This window comes from Caballeronia sp. J97 (assembly GCF_905220305.1).
Taxonomy (GTDB): domain Bacteria; phylum Pseudomonadota; class Gammaproteobacteria; order Burkholderiales; family Burkholderiaceae; genus Caballeronia.
Map to the genome: position 1 here is coordinate 1 of NZ_CAJMZL010000015.1, position 21,385 is coordinate 21,385.

Here is a 21,385-nt window from a genome sequence, read left to right on the forward strand (position 1 = left end):
CAGTTTCCTTTTGGCATCGAATGTTAATGCGGCTCCGGTCGGTGCCGTGCGCTTGCGCGCACGGTCACGCGCGCCGCTCAAAAGTCGCGTTCCAGCACGTAACGGCCGGGTGCGGCCTCGATCACCGGGTAAGTCTTCGATCCCTGCGCCGCGCCCGCCTTGACCTGCTCGCCCGCGTTTTCCGCAAGCCACTTCGACCAGGTCGGCCACCAGCTTCCCGGATGCTCCGCCGCGGCGTCGAACCACGCATCGGGGTCTTCCGGAAGACGCGCTTCGTTGCTGTCGATCATCCAGAAACTGCGCTTGTTCTTCGACGGCGGATTGATCACGCCCGCGATATGACCCGACGCGCCGAGCACGAACTTCTGCGGCCCGGCGAGAACCGGCGCGGACGCATACGCCGATTTCCACGGCACGATATGGTCCTCACGCGAGCCGTAGATGAACGTCGGCACCGTGAGACGCGACAGGTCGACCGCCTCGCCGCACACGGTCAGCGCGTTCGGCGTCTTCAGCTTGTTCTCGAGATACGTGTTGCGCAGATACCAGACGCACATCGGGCCCGGCAGGTTCGTCGAATCGCTGTTCCAGAAGAGCAGATCGAACGCCTGCGGCGTGCGGCCCTTGAGGTAGTTGTCGACGACGTAGTTCCACACGAGATCGTTCGGGCGCAGATACGAGAACGTGTTCGCGAACTCGATGCCGCGCATGAGACCGGCAGGCGCGCCGCCCTTGCCGCCGATCGCCTGCTCGCGCATCTGCACGTGCGCCTCGTCGACGAACACGTCGAGCACGCCGGTATCCGAGAAGTCGAGCATCGAGGTGAGCAGCGTCATCGATGCGGCCGGATCCTCGCCGCGCGCCGCAGCGACTGCGAGCGCGGTCGCGAGAATCGTCCCGCCGATGCAGAAGCCGAGCGTGTTGATCTTGTCTTCGCCCGTGATCTCCCGCACGACGCCGATGGTCTCGAGCACGCCTTCCTCGACGTAGTCGTCCCACGTCTTGTGCGCGATCGACTGATCCGCATTGCGCCACGACAGGATGAACACCTGATGCCCCTCTTCGAGCGCATAGCGCACGAGCGAGCTCTCCGGCGACAGATCGAGGATATAGAACTTGTTGATGCACGGCGGCACGATCAGGAGCGGCCGGGCATAGACCTTCGGCGCGAGCGGCTTGTACTGGATCAGTTGCACGAGCTCGTTCTCGTACACGACCGACCCTTCCGTCGACGCAATGTTCTTGCCGACAAAAAACCGCGACTCGTCCGACTGCGAAATCTTGCCGCGCTGCATGTCGTTGAGCAGATTCATCATGCCCTGACGCAGGCTTTCACCCTTGCTCTCGATGAGCGTCTTTTGCGCATCGGGATTGAACGCGAGGAAGTTGCTCGGCGCGGCCGCGGCGGCCCATTGCTGGATGGCGAAGCGGATGCGCTCGCGCGTCTTCGGATCGCTCTGCACGGCGTCGGCGAGTTCCTGCAGATAGCGCGCGTTCAGCAGATACCACGCGGCGGTGAACGCATACGCGGGCGTCGACTGCCATGCGGTGTCGGTGAAGCGCCGGTCCTTCAGCGAAGACGGATCGATGCTCTGCGCGCCCGCCTGCTTGAGCAAATCCGCGGCGTCGCGCGAATAGTCGCTCTGCAATTTATGAAGGCGCTCGGGCGCGATCGCCGCGGTCGGAATCTTCGGCAGCGTGGGCAAGCCCTGCATCGCCGCCCCGAAACCCGGCATGCTGCTCGCGAATTTCGCGAATTCGGCCATGCCGTTCATTTTCGTGAAGTCGGGCATCTGCGGCATGGCGCCCGGCGTCGGGAACGCCGCCGGAAATGCCGTGGACGGAAACCCGTTCGCGAATGCGCTGAACGCAGCAAACGGCGATGCCGCGGCTGCGGTCGCGTCGTTCGCGGTATTCGTCTGTTGAGTGAATTTCGACCACTGCGCGGGATCGGCGACGGTGCGCCACGCGTTCAGCCATTGATCGAACGCCTGCTGTACGCCAGTCGTATCGGCAGATGATGCTTCGGCCGAAGTGCTGTCGGCGGTACGGGAGCGGGAAGATGAGGAAGTAGATTTGGAAGCCATACCCGCTATTGACCTGTGAGTCTCGCAAGACCTGGATTGCTAACGCAGGCATCGCCGGGCTTTCCTGACCAGCGCGCAAGTGTTGGTGCGCCTTATGCGCGTGGCAAGAAAGAGCCTTGCTACGCCGTGCCCGATTGAATGAATTCCGGGAACATTCTTGCTCCAGGATGTCAGGCATGTCAATGCTTCGTCCCGATTTTGCCGCAGTGCGATATTTTTTTAATTATCGTTTTCCCCCATGCGAAATGTTGCGTTCGCACGGGGTTTCGTCATAGGCAAGCCATGATTGTTGGATATGGTCCAACACTACTGCGGATGGTCAATCGTTCAGCCAGATCATCGCGGCCATGCGGCCGGTCACGCGATCGCGGCGATACGAATAGAAGCGCGACGTTTCCGTGACCGTGCAGTGCGCGCCGCCGTCGATGCGCGCGGCCTGAACACCGAGATCGGCGAGGCGCAGGCGCGCGAGCGCGTAGATATCGGCGAAGAACTTGGCCGGCGTCCCGCCCGCGGGCCTGAACGCGGCCCGGGTCGCATCGCGCCGGTCCGCGCGCGCCGCCGCGACGAAGGCTTCGAGCACGTCTTCGCCCACCTCGAAGGCTTGCGGCCCGATCGCCGGCCCGAGAAACGCGTTGAGCTTCGACGCCGGCACACCCGCCAGCGTCGCGACGCGCTCGCCCGTCTTCTCGACGATGCCGCCCGCGAGTCCACGCCAGCCCGCGTGTGCGGCGCCGACCGCGCGGCCGTCGTCGTCGCAGAAAAGCACGGGAAGGCAGTCGGCCGTCATCACGACGCACACGACGCCCGTTCGATCCGTCACGCTGGCGTCGGCGCGCGTGCGCTCGCCTCGGGCAAGGCGTTCGACGACCGCCTGCGCATCCTCGACTTCCGTGCCGTGAATCTGTTCGAGCCAGGCCGCGTCGCGCGAGCCCGTCAACGCGAGCGCGCGGCGACGGTTTTCCTTCACCGCGTCCGGTGCATCACCCGATGAAAAGCCGAGATTGAGGCCGCCCGTGGCGGCCGCGCCGCCGCCGAAAGGCGCCTCGCTCACGCCGCCCTCGCGCGTCGTGACGAATCCGCGCACGCGCGGCGACACTTTCCATTGCGGCCAGAGACAGTCTTTCAATGCCAGTTCGGCAGGGTCGCGCTTCATGCTTCGTCGTCCTCGTAGTCTTCGTCGTCCCAGTCGTCTTCTTCGCCCTCGCCCATTTCGTAGACTTCGGCAAAGCCTTCGTCCTCGTCGAATTCGACTTCCTTGTCCTGTCCGAAGCCGAGTTCCGCCGCGAGCGCCGCGATGTCCTCGGGGACGTCCGCGCGCCAATGGACTTCCTTGCCCGTCGCCGGGTGAATCAGGCCGAGCCGCCAGGCGTGCAGCGCCTGACGGGCGAAGTCATTGGGCAGCGGCCTGACCGAACGCTTGCCGCGCGCGTGCCCGTACACCGGATCGCCCAGCAACGGATGCTGGATATGCGCGCAATGCACGCGAATCTGATGGGTTCGGCCGGTTTCCAGATCGCAATGGATCGCGCTGACGGGCTGGCCGTGCCACGTGGTGCGGTCGATGGTGCGGAAATGCGTGCGCGCGGGCTTGCCCGATGCGGTCTTCACGACCGCCATGCGCGTGCGCTCGCGCGGATCACGGCCGATCGGCGCGTCGATGGTGCCGTCGTCGGGCATGTTGCCCCACACGAACGCGACGTAGCGGCGCTTCACCGTGCGCGCCTGCAACTGGCGAACGAGGTCGGTCTGCGCCTCAAGCGTGCGCGCGACGACCATCAGCCCGGAGGTTTCCTTGTCCAGCCGATGCACGATGCCCGCGCGCGGCAGCCCCGCGGCCGCATCGCCGTAGCGATGCAAAAGGCCGTTGAGCAGCGTGCCGCTCCAGTTGCCGGCGGCCGGATGCACGACCATGCCCGCGGGCTTGTTGACGACGACGAGCGTCTCGTCCTCGTAGACGATATGCAGCGGCACCGGCTCGGGCGTGAACGCGAGCTGCTCGGGCAGAAGGTCCGGAACGAGCGTAACGGTCGCGCCGAGCGGCACGGGCTGGCGCACCTTCGCGCCCGCGCCGTCGACGAGCACGCGCCCTTCCTCGATCCAGCCCTGCAAGCGGCTGCGCGAGAATTCCGGGAAGATCTTCGCGAGCACCTTGTCGAGGCGGTGGCCCGCGAGTTCGTCGGGCACGCGCGCCGCGCGCGGCGCTTCGCGGCCCGCGCCGCCGGTCGAATCGGCCGACGCTGAGTCGTGGCCGGTGGCGCTTGGGCTATAATCTTTGAGTTGGTCTTTGGTACGACGTGTACTTGAGCGGGTCATTTGAACGAGATTCGGCGGCACCGATCGGAAGCCGCGCCGGAAACACAGGCAGAACAGCCAGAATCAGCCAGGAACAGCAAGCACTGATGCGAGCCTTCAACACCATTCATCACTCGATGCGTCAATCGATCAAGTATCTGGCGCTGGCCGCGAGCGTCGCCATCGTCACGGCCTGTCACGGCCTGCCCGAGAAGACCGACGAAACGGCAACATGGAATAACAACAAATTATATACGGAGGCTCAGGACGCGCTATCGGGCAGCGACTGGGGCAAGTGCGCGAAATATTTCGAAGCGCTCGAAGGCCGCGACCCGTTCGGCCACTTCGCACAGCAGGCGCAGATCAACGTCGCGTACTGCGACTGGAAGGACAGCGAAACCGCCAACGCCGATCAGGCCATCGACCGTTTCATCAAGCTGCACCCGGATCACCCCGAGATCGCGTATGCGTACTATCTCAAGGGTATGATCCACTTCAACGACGACCTCGGCCTCTTCGGCCGCTTCTCGGGTCAGGACATGAGCGAGCGCGACCCGAAGTCGCTGCGCGAGTCCTATGACGCATTCAAGGTCGTCGTCGACAAATATCCGCAGAGCAAGTACGCGCCCGATGCCGCGCAGCGCATGCGCTATATCGTGAACGCGCTCGCGTCGCATGAAGTGCACGCCGCCGATTACTACTATCGCCGTGGCGCGTATGTCGCCGCAATCAACCGCGCGCAGCTCGCCATCCGCGAATACCGGAACGCGCCGGCGACGGAAGACGCGCTGCACATCATGATGCTGTCGTACGAAAAGCTCGATCAGCCGCAACTCGCCGACGACACCAAGCGCGTGCTCGCAGCAACGTTCCCGGACAGCCCGTATGTGACCGGCAAGCGCCGAGCGGGCACCGAGAAACCCTGGTATCAAATCTGGTAAAACGAACGGCCGGTTGATAACCGGCCGTTTTTTTGGATCGACGGAAACTTAGGATGCCGATGCTTATTCGGCCAGCTCCGTTTTCCACTTCGCTGCATCGCTGAAGAACTCGCGCACCACGTCCAGTTCGCGCGTGCGCTTGAACGGCGGCAGGCTTTGCCAGATACGCCGGCCGTAAGGCTTGTCGACCAGGCGCGTGTCGCAGATCATCAACACGCCGCGATCCGTCTCCGCGCGAATCAGCCGCCCCGCGCCCTGCTTGAGCGTGATGACCGCCTGCGGCAACTGATGCACGGCGAAAGGGCTGAGGCCCTTTTTAGTGAGCGCATCGAGGCGCGCGGCGAGCACCGGGTCGTCGGGCGGCGCGAACGGCAGCTTGTCGATGACGACGAGCGACAACGCATCGCCGCGCACGTCGACGCCTTCCCAGAAACTTTGACTGCCCACGAGAATTGCGTTGCCATAGGCGCGAAAACGGTCGAGCAATTCCGTGCGGCTGGCGTCGCCCTGCACGAGCAGCGGATTGTCCCAGCCGCGCCGCTCGATCACATCGCGCAAGCGATTGGCGATACGGTCCACCGCGCGCAGCGTCGTGCACAGCACGAACACGCCGCCGCCCGCCGACTCGATCACAGGCAGCGCGGCCTCGAACACGGCATCGGTGAATTGCGGCGACGAAGGCTGCGGCAGATTGCGCGGCACATACAAAAGACCTTGCGACGGGTAATCGAACGGACTCGGCAAGGTCATGGAACGGCGCGCATTCAGGCCCATTTGCGCGGCGTAGTGCGTGAAGTCGCCGCGCACCGAAAGCGTCGCGGACGTGAAAATCCACGCGCGCGGCACGCCCGCCCGCTGCTTCGCGAAGATCGGCGCGACCGAAAGCGGCGTCTCGTGCAACTGCACCGTGTGCGAGAACACTTCGATCCAGCGCACCATCTCGTTCGGCTCAGCCTTCACGGCCTCTTCGGCGACGTTTTCATCCCCTGCGGAGACGACCTTCGGGGCGTCCGCGGCGACGGCGCGTCCGAGCGAAGTCGGCGGCGTCGTCCAGCCCGCGAGCAAATCCTGCAACTCGCGCGCGCGACGCACCAGAGCCTGCAACGATTCGGCCCGTTCCGCATGCGACGACAGCGCCGCTGCAAGCGCCGACAGATGCGTCTCGAGCGTCTCGAGCGCCTCGAAAATCGGATGGTCGTCCGGTAGCTGGCCGAGCGACAGCCGCACCGAATCTTCCTTGAACGCGAGCCGCACATCGCGGGCAGCGCGCTCCAGCGCCGCGCCGAGCTTGGTCCAGTCGGCTGCGTCACGCGCATGCGACAGGCCTTCGGCGACGGTATCGCGCGCGAGTTCGAGCAACTGCGTGGTCGAGAGCGTTTCGCCGAAAAAGAGCGTCGCGGTTTCGGGCAACTGATGCGCTTCGTCGAAGATGATCGTGTTCGCCATCGGCAGCAACTCGGCCATGCCGGTGTCGCGCAGCATCACGTCGGCGAAGAACAGATGGTGATTCACCACGACGATGTCCGCCTGCTGCGCCTCCTTGCGCGCCTGCATCACGAAGCACTCCTTGTAGTGCGGGCATTCCTGGCCGAGACAGTTGTCGCGCGTGGACGTGACCATCGGCCAGACGGGCGAGTTTTCCGGCACGCTCGCGAGCTCGGCCTTGTCGCCGGTGCGCGTGATCTTCGCGAAACGGACGATTTCCTGCAGATGCGACGTGTCCTGACGCGTCGGCAGGCGGCCGTTATCGGCGGTGCGCTCCAGGTAGTAGTGGCACAGATAGTTGGCGCGGCCCTTGAGCATCGCGACCGATACCGGCACCGCGAGCGCGTCGCGCACGGTCGGGATATCGCGCTGAAAAAGCTGATCCTGCAGATGCTTCGTGCCCGTCGACACGATGACCTTGCCGCCCCACAGCATGGCGGGCACGAGGTACGCGTAGGTCTTGCCCGTGCCCGTGCCGGCCTCGACGATGAGCGTGTTCTCGCCGCCGTCGATGGCCGTCTTCGCCATCGCGATGCCGATGTCGTCGGCCGGCTGCGCATCGGGCGCGTAGGGGTTGTCGGATGGACCGAGCTTGCGCGCCGGGCGGCGCTGCGCCTCGAACATCGCGGGCTCGGGCATCGCGCGGCCGGACGCTTCCATCGCGGCGGCGACCGAGCGCGCCATTTCGATCTGCGACGCGCGCGGCCGATAGCCATCGATCGCGCGCGCGAGCAGACCTTGCGCGGAGAAGATGGCGTCGAGCTCGGCGCCGCGCTTTTCGTTCAGCGCGAGCGGCGCGCGGGCGTCGTCGCTGGGTTGTGCGGGTGAGTTCAAGGCGTGCTAAGTCCTGCGAGTTTCGGCGCGGCCGCGCACCCGAAGCGCCGTCGCCAGCACGAGCCCGCGGCCGGCGCGCGGCGTTCAGTGCGCGTCCGAGTCCAGCTGCAATTGCAGCAGGAGAATGGTGTCCTTCACCTTGAGCTTGCGCTTTTTCAGGCGCCTCAGCTCCAGGTCGTCGATGCCGGACATCTTTTCGATCAGCGTGTCCAGACTGTGATGCTCTTCCTGCAGTTGCGCGATGCGATCGCGCAGCACAGCGGCATCCATGGCGGGTTGTCGGGGTGCGCGCGGGGATTCACTCAAGCGCTGCTGCATGCTCGCCTCCTTTCATCCTCATGGCGCGGGCCCGCGCAACGAGCCCGGCTACCCTATTTACCTTGCTGCTGTTGCTGCTGCAGTTTCAATTGCTCCTGGCGCTCCTGTTCCTGCTGTTGCGCCTTTTCCTGCGCTTTTCTGGCGGCTTCCTTCTGACGCGCCTCGACTTCCGCGCGATGCTGCGCCGCTTCCTGCTGCTTCTGCTCGTAGCGTTGCGCCTTTTGCTCGCGGTCCTGCGCATCCTGTACGCCGCGCGCACGCGCCTCGTCAAGCTGTTTCTGATAGTCCGCCTGCTTGCGATCGTACGCCGCCTGATTGGCCGCGCGCTGCGGCGCCTCGGCGTCGCGCCGGGCGGCGGCCTGCGCGTTCTGACGCTGCTTGTCCTCGTAAGCCTGCTGACTCTGCTTCTCGTTCGCCGCCCGCTGCGGCGCTTCCGCTTCGTATTGCGCCCGCTTGATCGCCGTCTGCTGGTCGCGTTGCTTCGCGCGCTCGGCGCGCTGCTCGTCATCGAGCGCGAGCTGTTCCTGGCGGATCTGCTGGCGCGTCTCGCGCAGTTCGTTGCGCGCGTTGTCGAGACAGTGATTCACGAAGAACTTGCTGTAGCAGTCGTGTTCTTTCACGCCGTAGCGGTAATTATTTTCCTCGGTGCGCCGGTCGAGCACCTTCTGACGCTGTGCGAATTCGGCTTTCAGCGCGTCATCGGCGCTTTGCGTGCCCGAGGCGCCGGCAGGCGCCGCATCATCGAGGGCACGCGTGCTTACGGACGTGCCGGGATCGATCGGCCTGGCGGATTGAGCGAACGCGCGCTCAGGCGCGAATGCGATCGCTGCGCACAGCAGCAAAACAGCCGCGGCAATCGGCACGTTTGAAAAGCGGAAGTTGAGCAAATGGATGGACGGCAACGTGATAAAGAATCAGGTGCGAAACGGCTTGGGCGATGTCCAAATTCTATCACCGCATGCCGGAGCGCTCTGCCATTTATGGCAAAATCCCCCGCTTCAGCAACCCGGTCCGAACCTGGCTCGTACACGGTCACCCGCCCACGGCGCCTCGCTCTCGCGAATGCGTCGACGCGGCGCGGATCTCGCCGGCGAGCCGCAGACAGCGCAGAATCATGACGGAAACCGTAGCACTCAAGATCGTACAGCGCATTGCCACCGAACTCACCGTGCAGCCGCGCCAGGTCGCCGCCGCCGTGCAGCTTCTCGACGAAGGCTCGACTGTCCCGTTCATCGCCCGGTATCGCAAGGAAGTCACCGGCAATCTCGACGACACGCAATTGCGCACGCTCGAAGAACGCCTGCTCTATCTGCGCGAACTCGAAGACCGCCGGGCGACGATCCTGCAAAGCATCGACGAGCAAGGCAAGCTCACCGACGAATTGCGCGGCGCCATCGAAGGCGCGGACAGCAAGCAGGTGCTGGAAGACCTCTACCTGCCGTACAAGCCCAAGCGCCGCACGCGCGCGCAAATCGCGCGCGAAGCCGGTCTCGAACCGCTCGCGCAGGCGCTGCTCGCCGATCCGACGCTCGATCCTCAGGCCGAAGCCGCGAAATACGTCGATGCGGAAAAAGGCGTCGCCGATAGCAAAGCCGCGCTCGACGGCGCGCGCGACATCCTCTCCGAGCAGTTCGGCGAAACCGCCGAAATCCTCGGCAAGTTGCGCGACCATCTGTTCAACCAGGGGCTCGTCATGTCGAGCGTGGTGGACGGCAAGCAAGGCGAGGAAGGCGAAAAATTCCGCGACTACTACGATTACAGCGAAACGATCCGCACGGTGCCGTCGCATCGCGCGCTCGCGCTGTTCCGTGGACGCAATGCGGGCGTCCTGAGCGTCAAGCTCGGACTCGGCGAAGAACTCGACGCGCAGATTCCGCACCCGGGCGAAGCGATGATCGCGCAGCACTTCGGTATCGTGAATCGTGGCCGCGCCGCGGACAAATGGCTCTCCGACGTGTGCCGCTGGTGCTGGCGCGTGAAGGTGCAGCCGCATATCGAAACCGAACTGCTCACCCAATTGCGCGAGGAAGCCGAACACGAAGCCATTCGCGTGTTCGCGCGCAATCTGAAGGATTTGCTGCTCGCGGCGCCCGCGGGTCCGAAGGCCGTGATCGGCCTCGATCCGGGTCTGCGCACCGGCGTGAAAGTCGCGGTCGTCGATCGCACCGGCAAGCTGCTCGCCACCGACACCATCTACCCGCACGAGCCGCGCCGCGACTGGGACGGCTCCATCGCGAAGCTCGCCCGCATCGCGCGCGAGACGCAGGCTGAGCTCGTGTCGATCGGCAACGGCACCGCTTCGCGCGAAACCGACAAGCTCGCGAGCGAGCTCATCGCGAAGCATCCGGATCTGAAGTTGCAGAAGATCGTCGTGTCGGAAGCGGGCGCGTCGGTATATTCGGCGTCCGAACTCGCCGCGAAAGAGTTTCCGGAACTCGACGTGTCGCTGCGCGGCGCGGTGTCGATCGCCCGGCGTCTGCAGGACCCGCTCGCTGAACTCGTCAAGATCGAGCCGAAGGCGATCGGCGTCGGCCAATACCAGCACGACGTCAATCAGCGCGAACTCGCCCGCTCGCTCGATGCCGTCGTCGAGGATTGCGTGAACGCGGTCGGCGTCGATGCGAACACGGCATCGGTCGCACTGCTTGCGCGTGTGTCGGGGCTGAACGCAACGCTCGCGCGCAATATCGTCGATTTTCGCGATGCCAACGGACCCTTCCCGTCGCGCGAGCATCTGAAGAAGGTGCCGCGTCTGGGCGACAAGACCTTCGAGCAGGCAGCCGGCTTCTTGCGCATCAACAATGGCGAGAATCCGCTCGATCGTTCGTCGGTGCACCCGGAGGCGTACCCGGTCGTCGAGCGCATTCTCGCGAAGATCAAAAAGCATATCGGCGACGTGCTCGGCAAACGCGAAGCGTTGACGGGCCTCTCGCCGACCGAATTCGTCGACGATCGTTTCGGCCTGCCGACCGTGCGCGACATTCTCGTCGAGCTGGAAAAGCCGGGGCGCGATCCTCGCCCCGAATTCAAGACGGCGACGTTCAAGGAAGGCATCGAGAAGATTTCGGACCTCGCGCCGGGCATGATCCTCGAAGGCGTCGTGACGAACGTCGCGGCGTTCGGTGCGTTTGTCGATATCGGCGTGCATCAGGACGGCCTCGTGCACGTCTCGGCAATGTCGACGAAGTTCATCAAGGACCCGCACGAAGTCGTGAAGGCCGGCCAGGTCGTCAAGGTGAAGGTGCTGGAGACCGATGTGAAGCGCCAGCGCATATCGCTCACGATGCGTCTCGACGACGACTTCGCGGCCGCGTCTTCGGCGGGCGGCGCGGCGGCATCGCAATCGCGCGGCTCGCAGGATCGTCGTTCGGGCCAGCGTCCGCAACAGCGCCGCGAATCGGAGCCGGCCGGCGCGATGGCCGCGGCGTTCGCAAAACTGAAACGCTGACGCCTCAAGCTGCCAACAAAAAACCCCACGCTTCGCAGCGTGGGGTTTTTTCTTTTTGCGCCTTCGAGCGACGAGGCGTCAGATCTCGATCTTCGTCCCCAGTTCCACCACGCGATTCGCGGGAATACTGAAGAAATCCGTCGGCTTTGCTGCGTTCTGATGCATCCACGCAAACACGCGCTCTCGCCATACCGACATGCCGGGCAATTCCGTCGGCACGACCGTCTCGCGCGCCATGAAAAACGACGTGTCCATCAGCTCGAAGTTCATCGCGTGCGTGCGCGTGATCTGCTCGAGCACCGCCTTCACATCCGGCGTCTCGTTGAAGCCGTACGCGGCCTTCACGAGGAACAGCCCGCCGCCGATGTCCTTCACTTCGAGACGATGCGCGTCGTCGACATAAGGAATGTCGCGCGTCAAGAAGTTCATGAAAATGGTGCGCTCGTGCAGCACCTTGTTGTGCTTCAGGTTGTGCAGCAGGCTCACGGGCACGAGCGAATCGCTGCCGGTGAGATAGATCGCCGTGCCCGACACACGATGCGGCGGATGCGCGAGCAGGCCCTGCAGGAACGGCATCAACGGGATGCCGTCCGCGGCCGTGCGGTCCTTCACGATCATGCGGCCCTTGTACCATGTCATCAGCAGGAAGAAGAGCGCCCCGCCGATGCACAGCGGCAGCCAGCCGCCCTGCTCGATCTTGAGCAGGCTCGCGCCGAAGAAGCCGATGTCGATCGCGAGGAACACGGTGATCATTCCGCCCACGAGCCAGCGATTCCAGCCCCACAGGTTCACCATCACGACGGACACGAGAATGGTGGTCGTGAGCATCGTCGCGGTGACGGCGAGACCGTACGCCGCCGCGAGATTCTCGGAGCTCTTGAACCCGACCACGATGCACAGAATGATGAAAAGCAGCATCCAGTTGACGAGCGGGATGTAGATCTGGCCGATCGCGAGTTCCGACGTATGCAGGATCTTCATGCGCGGCACGTAGCCGAGCTGGATCGCCTGGCTCGTCAGCGAATACGCGCCGGAAATGACCGCCTGCGATGCGATCACGGTCGCGACCGTCGACAGAATCACGAGCGGCAGCAAGGCCCAGTCGGGTGCGAGCAGGAAGAACGGGCTTTCGATGGCCTTCGGGTCGTGCATCAGCAACGCGCCCTGGCCAAAATAGTTGAGCAGCAGCGACGGCATCACGAGCCCGTACCAGCCGTAGCGGATCGGCTTCGCGCCGAAGTGCCCCATGTCCGCATACAGCGCTTCTGCGCCGGTCAGCACGAGCACGACCGAGCCGAGCACGATATACGCCTGCAGCACGTGCTGCGCCATGAAGGAAAACGCGTAATACGGATTGAGCGCGGCGATGATGCGCGGCTCCATCACGATATGCGCGCCGCCCAGCACCGCGAGCGTCACGAACCAGACGACCATGATCGGGCCGAAGAGCTTGCCGACCACCGCCGTGCCGTGGCGCTGAATCCAGAAGAGCGCGATCAGGATGACGATCGTGATCGGCAGCACGTACGGCGTGAGCTTGGGCGCCGCGATCTCGAGGCCCTCGACCGCCGAGATCACCGACATCGCCGGGGTAATGACCGCGTCGCCGTAGAACATGCATGCGCCGAAAATGCCGAGCATCATCAGCACGCCGGAGACTTTTCCCGCCTCCTTCACGCTGCGCAGCGCGAGCGTGGTCATCGCGAACACGCCGCCTTCGCCGTTGTTGTCGGCGCGCATGACGAAGAGCACGTATTTGACGGCGACGACCATGACGATCGCCCAGAAGAGCAAGGAGATGACGCCGAGAATCGACGCCTCCGACAAGCCGATGCCGTGCGATGGGCTAAAGGCTTCCTTCAACGAGTAGAGCGGACTCGTGCCGATATCGCCGAAAACGACGCCGATGGCCGCGAGCGCAAGCGAGGGCAATGGCTGTTTGTGCTCGTGCGCGTGAGTCGTGTTAGTCATAAAAGCGAGATATCCGTCCAGGGCGGAAAGAAACGAACGCCATTCTATCTAACGTCGGACGCGAAAACGCCTTCTCGCTTGTTGCACCAGCGCCACGAGAGACGCGAATAGAGTGTAGCATCGCGCCCCGCGAGCGTCGGCGCGCGTGTCCATCACGATTCTTTGCGTTTTCGATGCGATGCCGTCAAGCAAAAACGCCGTTGTGTCCGGCTTCGTGCCAGGCGCAACGGCGTCGTCATTCGAAACGATCAGGCGGCGGAATTTATCCGCGTGCGTTTTGCGTGCCGCGCTTGATCCATGCCCCGAGGTTGTGCGGACGGACCGTGTCCCACTCTTCGAATGGCTGATGAATCCATGGATTCGTTTCAAGATGCTGAACGTGATAGTCAGGCTTGACCTTCGAGCAGGCCTTGTACCAGAGCACGGCCGAGCGCACCGACGTGATCGCCGGATACCGTTCTTTCAAATGTTCCTGCACGCGTGCGAGCGTAACGCCCGAATCGACCAGGTCGTCGACTAGCAGCACGTTGCCGGACAGATCGCCGCGCGTCATCGTGATGTATTGCGCGATGTCGAGGTCGCCCTGTTCCGTGCCCGCCGCCTCGCGATAGGAACTCGTCGCGAGGATCGCGAGCGGCAGATCGTAGATGCGCGAAAGTTGATCGCCCACGCGCAAGCCGCCGCGCGCGAGACACAGGATCTGGTCGAACTTCCAGCCCGACTCGTGCACCTTCAGTGCGAGGAGTTCGATCAGCCGGTGATATTCATCCCAGCCGACCCAGAGGTTCTTGTCATCGTTGCGCGGGTCCGTCATCGCGATCATGGTGAGGCTCTTTCAAATGCTTAGGTTATATACGAAATGTGGCCGCGGGAGGCGGCCACATTCTTTACAGCGTCCGGTTCGAGTCGAAGCGCCTGCCGCGCTCAGACCTTGAACGGATGCCGCAGCAGGATGGTTTCGTCACGGTCCGGACCGGTCGACACCATGTCGATCGGTACACCCGCCACTTCCTGCACGCGCGTCAGATACGCGCGCGCGTTTTCCGGCAGGCCGTCCCATTGCGTGATGCCGATCGTGCTTTCCTTCCAGCCGCCGAAGGTTTCGTACACCGGCTCGCAACGCGCGACTTCCGATGCGCCGCGCGGCAGGATGTCGACCGGCTTGCCGTCGAGCGTGTAGCCCGTGCACAGCTTCACTTCGTCGAGGCCGTCGAGCACGTCGAGCTTCGTCATGCACAGACCCGAGATGCCGTTGATCTGAATGGAACGGCGCAGTGCCGCGGCATCGAGCCAGCCGGTGCGGCGCGGACGGCCAGTGACCGAGCCGAATTCCTTGCCGACGGTCGCGAGATTCAGCCCGACCTGATCCTGGCGTTGCGGATTGTCCGCGTCGTACAACTCGCTCGGGAACGGGCCCGAACCGACGCGCGTGCAATATGCCTTGGTGATGCCGAGAATGTAGTTCAGACGCTGCGGCCCGATGCCCGCGCCCGCCGTCGCCGCGCCCGCGACGCAGTTGCTCGACGTGACGTAGGGATACGTGCCGTGGTCGATATCGAGCAGCGTGCCTTGCGCGCCTTCGAACAGCAGATTGCGGCCGGCGTGATTTTCATCGTAGAGACGACGCGAGACGTCCGTGACCATCGGCGCGAGACGGTCGGCGTAGCCGAGCATCGTGTCGAGCGTTTCCCGATAGTCGACGGCCTTCGCGCCGAGATATTGCGTCAGCACGAAGTTGTGGAAATCGAGCGCTTCGCGCAGACGTTCCTCGAACACCGTACGGTCGAAGAGATCCTGCACGCGCAGACCGCGACGGCCGACCTTGTCTTCGTACGCCGGGCCGATCCCGCGTCCGGTCGTGCCGATCTTGCCGGCGCCGCGCTTGGCTTCGCGCGCCTGATCGATCGCAACGTGGTAAGGGAGAATGAGCGTAGCGGCTTCGGAAATGAACAGGCGCTTCTGGACGTCGATGCCCGCCGCCTCCAGCTCGTCGATTTCCTTGAACAGCGCTTCCGGCGACAACACGACGCCATTGCCGATGTAGCAGGCCGTGCCCGCGCGCATGATGCCCGACGGAATGAGGCGCAGAATGGTTTTCTTGCCGCCGATGATGAGCGTATGGCCGGCATTGTGACCGCCCTGGAAGCGCACGACGCCCTGGGCGTGGTCCGTCAGCCAGTCGACGATCTTGCCCTTGCCCTCGTCACCCCACTGGGTGCCCACCACGACGACGTTGCGCCCCGGGTTCACATTCACTGCACTGGCAGACATGTTGATTCGTTAGCTGGTTAAAAACGTATTTTACCTAGGTTCGCGGAAGGTTCCGAGTTTTTCGGGATGTGTTTCGCGATTTCGTCACGCTCGCGCGATTGGAATCGGCTAAGCAAAATCCCTTGCCGATCAAGCGACTGTATTCGTCGTCTGCTTCAGGCGCGCGTTTCCACCGTCCACTTGCCGTCACGCTCGACGAGCACGCGGTCGAATGCGAACTCGTCCAGATCGTGGTCGTGGCCGGGCAGCGCCTGGATCACCACTTCGCCCGCGTCGCGCAGCGCGAGAATCGCGGCGCGCAACGGCTCATCGTGCTTCCACGGCGCGAGGATAGCGCTGCCGCGGGCATCCACCGGCGAGATCCGCGCCACTTCGCGCAGATCGAGCGAGAAGCCCGTGGCGGGCCGCGCGCGGCCGTACGCGAGGCCCACGTCGTCGTAACGGCCGCCGCGCGCGACCGCGTTCGGCACGCCATCGACATAGGCCGAGAACATTACGCCGCTGTGATAGGCATAACCGCGCAGGTCCGCGAGATCGATCATCAGCTCCGCCCCTTCGACCTGGCCCGCGAGAAAGGCGAGGTCGTCGAGCGCGCGCGCGATCACCGGCAGATTCGGCAGACGGCCGCGCGCGATCTGCAGCACCGACGCGTCGCCGTAGAGCGACGGCAGCGCGCGCAGCGCCTCGCGCGGCACCTGTCCGAGATGCGCGGTGAGTTCGTGCAGACGCGGCACGTCCTTGCTCGCGAGCGCGTCATAGAGCGCTTCGCCGAGCGTCGCCGCGGCCGGCTCCAGTTCGAGCAGCGCGGCGAGCACGCCTGCATGGCACAGATCGAGACGCACTTTCTTCAGACCTGCGAGATGCAGCGAGTCGAGCATCAGTTGCTGGATCTCGAGATCCGCTTCCAGTCCCGCGTGCCCGTAGATTTCCGCGCCGATCTGAATCTGCTCGCGGGTGGCATGCAGTCCGCGCGGACGCGTGTGCAGCACGACACCCGCGTAACACAGGCGCGTCACGCCCTGACGATTCAGCAAATGCGCGTCGATGCGCGATACCTGCGGCGTGATGTCCGCGCGCAGGCCGAGCGTGCGGCCGGACAGTTGATCGACGAGCTTGAAGGTGCGCAGATTCAGGTCGCTTCCGCCGCTCGTCAGCAGTGACTCGAGATACTCGAGCATCGGCGGCATCACGAGTTCGTAGCCGTACGAACGGAAACGGTCGAGGAGCCGCCGGCGCAACTCTTCGATCTTGCGGGCTTCCGACGGCAAGACGTCGGCGATATTCTCGGGAAGTAACCAGGTGGACATCGATACGTTTCCTACGGAACGCGAGGCTCGGCGCTTGTCGCGCGGCGCTCGCGGATCTGAACGGTCAGGGACGAAAGGATAAGGACAAGATAGGCGAAATGGCGGCGTGTTGCCGGGCGCGGTTCACGTCGCGATCAGGAGCAGGATCAGGCCGAGCACCATCGCGACCAGCCCGCCGATGCGGATGTGGTGAATCGGCCGCTCCGCGATGCGACGAAAGGTGTCGCGCCACGCGGTCGGAAAAACGAAGGGAAACATACCTTCGATGATCAGCATCAACGCAAGAGCGAGCAGTAACGTCTCGGCCATGTCCGGGGGTTTTTCAATTGCCGCGCGACCAGCACGAACTGGCGCGCGGCGCGCACGGGGATCAGCGCTTCGCCGTGGCCGGGGCCGACGTGTCCGTCGCGCCGCCGGTCGGGCTCTTCATGAAGCGGAAGAAGTCGCTGCTCGGGTCGACGACGATCACGTCGCCCGGCTTGAAGGTCTTCTTATACGCTTCGAGGCTCTGATAGAACTGGTAGAACTGCGGATCGCGTCCGTACGCATCGGCCGCTATGGCCGCCGCCTTGCTGTCTCCTTCGCCCTTGATCGACTGCGCCTGGCTGTAGGCATCCGCGAGGATTGCCTGCTGCGTGCGTTCCGCGTCGGCCTTGATCTTGTCCGCTTCCGCCGTGCCCTTCGCGCGCTCGTTCGCCGCCGCCTGCTGGCGCGCCGCGATCATGCGCTTGTAGACCGAATCGGCCACCGCCGACGGAAAGTCGATGCGCGTCATCTGCAGATCGACCAGTTGCACGCCGAACGCAGCGGCCGCGCCTTCCACGCTTTTCTGCGCATCGGTTTCCATTGCCTGCTGGTTGCCGAGCGCATCGGTCAGCGAGCGCTTCGCGAAGCCGCTGGCGAGCGCGGTGCGCGCGAGCGCGGTGATGCGTTCTTCCGCCGTCTGCGTGTTCTTCTCGTTGCTTTCGAAGAGCTTCAGGGGATCGGCGACGCGATATTTGACCACCGTGTTCACGAGCACTTCGTTCTTGTCCGCGGTAGCGAAACGATCGGCGCCGGATTCGTCGATGGTGAGCGTGCGCGTGTCGATGAGCGTGAGCGTCTGGAACGGCGGCGGCAGCTTGAAGTGCAGCCCCGGACCTTCGAGACGCGGATTGCCTTCGCCGTGCGCGGCAACGACGGCGGCATGCCTTTCGTCGACGGTGAAGATCATCGACGATCCGATGAACAACACGATCACGACGGCGACGATGAGCGCAATGATTCGATTCATGTTCGCGCTCCTTATTGCAGATCGTCTTGACGACTGCGGGAGCGGAACGCATCGCGCGAGCGCAGCGAATCGCCGGCAGTCGCGCTCGCGCCGCTGGCGGCGCTAGCCGCGCTGGCGGGTGCGACCGCGGCGGGCGCCGAAGCGCCCGGCGCGCGCGCCTGAGGCGCTTCCGTTGCGGAAGGCGCGCCCGACGCGACCGCGCCGCTCGCGCCGTCCGCCGATGCCTTCGCCTGCTGTCGATTGGCTTCGATGAGCTTGTCGAGCGGCAGATACACCACGTTACTGCCGGCCTTGCTGTCGACGAACACCTTCGTGGTGCGCGAATAGATTTGCTGCATCGTGTCCAGGTACATGCGTTGACGAATGACCGCGGGCGCCTTCGAGTACTCCGCGTAGACCTCCTTGAAGCGCTCCGCGTCGCCTTGGGCCTGCGTGACTTCGCGATTGCTGTATGCCCTCGCCTCGTCGATCAGCTTGGCGGCGTCGGCCTTCGCGCGCGGCAGCAACTGATCCGCATAGGCTTGCGCGGTATCGCGGGCGCGCTCGTTGTCCTGACGCACGCGCGCTGCTTCCTCGAACGCCGACTGCACCTGTTGCGGCACCTGCACGCTTTGCACCGCGACGCCCGTCACCTGCAAACCGGTGCGGTACGTGTCGAGCGAGCGCTGGATCGTCTCGATCAGGCGCGCGCGCAGCGCTTCGCGATCCTTGTAGAGCATGTCGTCCGTGGAGAGTCCGCCCGCGATCTCGCGGATCGCCGACTGCGCGGCCTGCGTGACGCTGTCGTCCGCATTGACGCTGCGGAACAGGAAATCGGTGGGTGACTTGATCTGATACTGAACGGCGAAGCGCACATCGACGATATCCGCGTCGTTCGTCAGAAGCGACGCATCGCGCACGTTGCCCTGCGAGAGCGCGGTGCCGCGACCGACTTCGACGGAACGGATCTGCGACGTATCGACGATTTCGCTCGACTGAAACGGATACGGCAGACGCCAGTGAATGCCCTGCGAGACCGTCTGACGATACTTGCCGAACTGCGAAACCACGCCGACGTGGCCGTCCTGCACGACGAACACGCCGCTGCCGAGATAGATGGCGATGAGCACGCCGATGACGATGCCGAGCCCGATCTTGGTGCCGCGGCCGTTCTCGCGAGGTGCGCCGTTCCCAGGCTTCTTCCCGAACACGCCGGCAATGCGGCGGTTGAACTCCCGCCACATTTCGTCGAGGTCGGGCGGACCTTCGTCCTTGCCGTTGGGGCGCTTGCCGTCCTGCGGACGCTTCGAGTCGTTCTTCACGCCATTGCCGTCGCCCCGCCCCCAGCGCGGATCGTTGATCGAAAAGACGGCATGCTCAGCTTGCCGGTTAGTCCGCTCTTTGTAGTCTTTCACTCGGTGATTCACCATTAGACAGCCGGGGTCGACGCCGGGTCGATGCAATTTCGAAGCGACTCAATGCCCGTGCTCGGGGACCTTGCGATCGTCGAATTCGACGGCCGGCCGGTCGGGGTCCGGCTCCGCATTCGTGCCGTGTATGTCGTTTGACCCGGACTGCGTGGATTGCGTTGCTTCGGACGTCTCGTGCGGCTCCGACAATTCAGCGAGCACGCTGGGTAGTCCCGCATCGGTTTCTTCGGATTCCGCTGTGGCGATTTCAGCGATGGCAGCGCGCAGCGCATCGAGCCCCTGACCCGTGCGTGCGCTCAAGAAAACGCGCGAAATATTACCATACTCGTCCCTTTCAACCGCCTCGTCACGGGCTGCAAGCTCCGGCACCGCATCGATCTTGTTGAAGACCAGGATCTGGCGAATGTTGTCCGCGCCGATGCCGCGCAACACCTCGTTCACCTGATCGATCTGATCGAGGCGCACCGCGCTCGATGCATCGACGACGTGCAGCAGCACGTCTGCGTGAATCGTCTCCTCGAGCGTGGCGCGGAATGCGGCGACGAGCTGGTGCGGCAATTCGCGGATGAACCCGACCGTGTCCGACACGACGACATGGCCCGCTTCCTCACCGAGGAACACACGGCGCGAAGTGGTATCGAGCGTGGCGAAGAGTTGATTGGCCGCGTACGCCTGCGCTTTCGTCAGCGCGTTGAACAAAGTGGATTTGCCCGCGTTCGTATAGCCGACGAGCGATACCGACATCGTGCGGTTGCGGACGCGCTGACGCCGCTGCGTGCCGTGCTGACGGCGCAGCTTTTCCAGCCGGGACTTGAGTGCCTTGATGCGCTCGCCGATGAGTCTTCGGTCGGTTTCGAGCTGCGTTTCACCGGGACCGCGCAGGCCGATACCACCTTTCTGGCGTTCAAGGTGAGTCCACGCGCGAATCAGGCGCGTCGACAGATATTGCAGTTGCGCGAGCTCGACCTGCAGCTTGCCTTCGTGACTGCGGGCGCGCTGCGCGAAGATATCGAGGATGAGGCTCGTACGATCGACCACGCGACGATTCAGCGCGACTTCGAGATTGCGCTGCTGCGCGGGTGCGAGCGCGTGATTGAAGATGACGAGTTCGACATCGTTCGCTTCACACTGCAGGCGCAGTTCCTCGACCTTGCCGCTGCCGATGAACATTTTGGCATCGGGACTCGAGCGGCGGCCGGTGAGCGTGACGGCGGGATGGGCGCCCGCACTTTGTGCGAGCAGGCTGAGTTCTTCCAGACTGGCTTCGAAATCGATCTTGCCGAAGTCGATGCCGACGAGCGCTGCGTTGATCAAATTAATATGTTTAAGTATTTGAAGCGACCGGCGAGTTGCTTAATGTTCGCTTTAGAAGTGGCAAATTCGCACCGGCCGCGACGAGGTTTAGGACGGTTCAGCGTCCGGGTGGAAATTCACCGGGCGGGCCGGCACGACCGTCGAAATGGCGTGCTTATAGACCATCTGGGTGACCGTATTTCGGAGCAACACGACGTACTGGTCGAACGATTCGATGTTCCCTTGGAGCTTGATGCCGTTGACCAAATAGATCGAGACCGGCACGTGCTCTTTACGCAGTGCGTTCAAAAACGGGTCTTGTAACAATTGCCCTTTGTTGCTCATAGCAAACTCCGTGTTTTTTTGCAGGTTGGAAGTATTGTGGACGAAGAAAAAGAGATCCGCCGACAATCGCTACACTATAGCTGATTTTCGTTATTTTACGTTTTCGGC

17 protein-coding genes are annotated in these 21,385 nt (G+C 63.8%); 3 read left to right on the top strand and 14 right to left on the bottom strand.

Annotated elements, in window-relative coordinates; translation table 11 throughout:
• Positions 1 to 77 precede the first annotated feature (77 nt).
• From phaC to U4Y90_RS19560, 3 genes are all read right to left on the bottom strand, one after another.
• Positions 78 to 2,087, bottom strand: coding sequence for a class I poly(R)-hydroxyalkanoic acid synthase (phaC, locus tag U4Y90_RS19550; protein WP_321796935.1), 2,010 nt, complete (start codon positions 2,085 to 2,087; stop codon positions 78 to 80).
• Between the two features lie 319 nt (positions 2,088 to 2,406).
• Positions 2,407 to 3,243, bottom strand: a complete 837-nt coding sequence (gene pgeF, locus U4Y90_RS19555) for a peptidoglycan editing factor PgeF (RefSeq protein ID WP_321796937.1) — start codon at positions 3,241 to 3,243, stop codon at positions 2,407 to 2,409.
• Positions 3,240 to 4,403, bottom strand: a complete 1,164-nt coding sequence (locus tag U4Y90_RS19560; RefSeq protein WP_321796938.1) for an RluA family pseudouridine synthase — start codon at positions 4,401 to 4,403, stop codon at positions 3,240 to 3,242. Before U4Y90_RS19560 ends, pgeF begins: the two co-directional genes overlap by 4 nt.
• An 86-nt stretch (positions 4,404 to 4,489) precedes the next feature.
• On the opposite strand from U4Y90_RS19560, the gene U4Y90_RS19565 reads away from it, so the two are divergent.
• The gene (locus U4Y90_RS19565) at positions 4,490 to 5,323 is read left to right on the top strand and encodes an outer membrane protein assembly factor BamD (RefSeq protein WP_321796940.1); all 834 of its coding nucleotides are present in this window, start codon (positions 4,490 to 4,492) and stop codon (positions 5,321 to 5,323) included.
• 63 nt (positions 5,324 to 5,386) lie between these two features.
• On the opposite strand, the gene U4Y90_RS19570 is transcribed toward U4Y90_RS19565, so the two are convergent.
• Positions 5,387 to 7,642 carry an ATP-dependent DNA helicase gene (locus U4Y90_RS19570; RefSeq protein ID WP_321796942.1) on the bottom strand — a complete coding sequence of 752 codons (2,256 nt, stop codon included), beginning with the start codon at positions 7,640 to 7,642 and terminating at the stop codon, positions 5,387 to 5,389.
• Positions 7,643 to 7,726: 84 nt separating this feature from the next.
• Complete coding sequence (locus U4Y90_RS19575) at positions 7,727 to 7,912, bottom strand: DUF465 domain-containing protein (protein WP_321797152.1); 186 nt, start codon at positions 7,910 to 7,912, stop codon at positions 7,727 to 7,729.
• Between the two features lie 110 nt (positions 7,913 to 8,022).
• Between U4Y90_RS19575 and U4Y90_RS36165 the strand changes: the two genes are divergently transcribed.
• Together U4Y90_RS36165 and U4Y90_RS19585 are read left to right on the top strand one after the other, a co-directional pair.
• Entirely contained in the window at positions 8,023 to 8,829 is an 807-nt protein-coding gene (locus U4Y90_RS36165; RefSeq protein ID WP_415749385.1) for a hypothetical protein, read from the top strand.
• 245 nt (positions 8,830 to 9,074) lie between these two features.
• Positions 9,075 to 11,408 (top strand): Tex family protein, encoded by a 2,334-nt coding sequence (locus U4Y90_RS19585; protein WP_321796944.1) that lies wholly within the window; start codon positions 9,075 to 9,077, stop codon positions 11,406 to 11,408.
• A gap of 78 nt (positions 11,409 to 11,486) precedes the next feature.
• Here the strand turns inward: U4Y90_RS19585 and U4Y90_RS19590 are convergent, their stop codons facing one another.
• The 9 genes from U4Y90_RS19590 to hfq all read right to left on the bottom strand — a co-directional run bounded on the left by U4Y90_RS19590 (position 11,487) and on the right by hfq (position 21,277).
• A complete protein-coding gene (locus U4Y90_RS19590) occupies positions 11,487 to 13,379 on the bottom strand; it encodes a potassium transporter Kup (protein WP_321796946.1) in 1,893 nt (630 codons plus the stop codon).
• A gap of 262 nt (positions 13,380 to 13,641) precedes the next feature.
• On the bottom strand, positions 13,642 to 14,202 hold the full coding sequence (locus U4Y90_RS19595; RefSeq protein ID WP_321796948.1) for a phosphoribosyltransferase: 561 nt from the start codon (positions 14,200 to 14,202) through the stop codon (positions 13,642 to 13,644).
• Between the two features lie 101 nt (positions 14,203 to 14,303).
• Positions 14,304 to 15,650 (bottom strand): adenylosuccinate synthase, encoded by a 1,347-nt coding sequence (locus U4Y90_RS19600; protein ID WP_321796949.1) that lies wholly within the window; start codon positions 15,648 to 15,650, stop codon positions 14,304 to 14,306.
• A 155-nt stretch (positions 15,651 to 15,805) separates the two neighbouring features.
• Positions 15,806 to 16,957: an ATP phosphoribosyltransferase regulatory subunit gene (locus tag U4Y90_RS19605; protein WP_321796950.1), complete on the bottom strand. Its 1,152-nt coding sequence runs from the start codon at positions 16,955 to 16,957 to the stop codon at positions 15,806 to 15,808.
• A gap of 123 nt (positions 16,958 to 17,080) precedes the next feature.
• A complete protein-coding gene (locus tag U4Y90_RS19610; RefSeq protein WP_321796952.1) occupies positions 17,081 to 17,266 on the bottom strand; it encodes a DUF2065 domain-containing protein in 186 nt (61 codons plus the stop codon).
• Between the two features lie 61 nt (positions 17,267 to 17,327).
• Positions 17,328 to 18,230 (bottom strand): protease modulator HflC, encoded by a 903-nt coding sequence (gene hflC / locus U4Y90_RS19615; RefSeq protein WP_321796953.1) that lies wholly within the window; start codon positions 18,228 to 18,230, stop codon positions 17,328 to 17,330.
• Between the two features lie 11 nt (positions 18,231 to 18,241).
• Positions 18,242 to 19,624: an FtsH protease activity modulator HflK gene (gene hflK, locus U4Y90_RS19620; RefSeq protein WP_321796954.1), complete on the bottom strand. Its 1,383-nt coding sequence runs from the start codon at positions 19,622 to 19,624 to the stop codon at positions 18,242 to 18,244.
• Positions 19,625 to 19,684: 60 nt separating this feature from the next.
• Positions 19,685 to 20,953: a GTPase HflX gene (gene hflX, locus U4Y90_RS19625; RefSeq protein WP_321796955.1), complete on the bottom strand. Its 1,269-nt coding sequence runs from the start codon at positions 20,951 to 20,953 to the stop codon at positions 19,685 to 19,687.
• 87 nt (positions 20,954 to 21,040) lie between these two features.
• Positions 21,041 to 21,277, bottom strand: a complete 237-nt coding sequence (gene hfq, locus U4Y90_RS19630; protein ID WP_008349383.1) for an RNA chaperone Hfq — start codon at positions 21,275 to 21,277, stop codon at positions 21,041 to 21,043.
• Between the last annotated feature and the right edge of the window lie 108 nt (positions 21,278 to 21,385).

Coding starts and splice junctions, on each gene's coding strand:
- phaC (WP_321796935.1), bottom strand. CDS start 2,087: ATGGCTTCCAAATCTACTTCCTCATCTTCCCGCTCCCGTACCGCCGAC.
- pgeF (WP_321796937.1), bottom strand. CDS start 3,243: ATGAAGCGCGACCCTGCCGAACTGGCATTGAAAGACTGTCTCTGGCCG.
- U4Y90_RS19560 (WP_321796938.1), bottom strand. CDS start 4,403: ATGACCCGCTCAAGTACACGTCGTACCAAAGACCAACTCAAAGATTAT.
- U4Y90_RS19565 (WP_321796940.1), top strand. CDS start 4,490: ATGCGAGCCTTCAACACCATTCATCACTCGATGCGTCAATCGATCAAG.
- U4Y90_RS19575 (WP_321797152.1), bottom strand. CDS start 7,912: ATGGATGCCGCTGTGCTGCGCGATCGCATCGCGCAACTGCAGGAAGAG.
- U4Y90_RS19585 (WP_321796944.1), top strand. CDS start 9,075: ATGACGGAAACCGTAGCACTCAAGATCGTACAGCGCATTGCCACCGAA.
- U4Y90_RS19590 (WP_321796946.1), bottom strand. CDS start 13,379: ATGACTAACACGACTCACGCGCACGAGCACAAACAGCCATTGCCCTCG.
- U4Y90_RS19595 (WP_321796948.1), bottom strand. CDS start 14,202: ATGATCGCGATGACGGACCCGCGCAACGATGACAAGAACCTCTGGGTC.
- U4Y90_RS19600 (WP_321796949.1), bottom strand. CDS start 15,650: ATGTCTGCCAGTGCAGTGAATGTGAACCCGGGGCGCAACGTCGTCGTG.
- U4Y90_RS19605 (WP_321796950.1), bottom strand. CDS start 16,957: ATGTCCACCTGGTTACTTCCCGAGAATATCGCCGACGTCTTGCCGTCG.
- U4Y90_RS19610 (WP_321796952.1), bottom strand. CDS start 17,266: ATGGCCGAGACGTTACTGCTCGCTCTTGCGTTGATGCTGATCATCGAA.
- hflC (WP_321796953.1), bottom strand. CDS start 18,230: ATGAATCGAATCATTGCGCTCATCGTCGCCGTCGTGATCGTGTTGTTC.
- hfq (WP_008349383.1), bottom strand. CDS start 21,277: ATGAGCAACAAAGGGCAATTGTTACAAGACCCGTTTTTGAACGCACTG.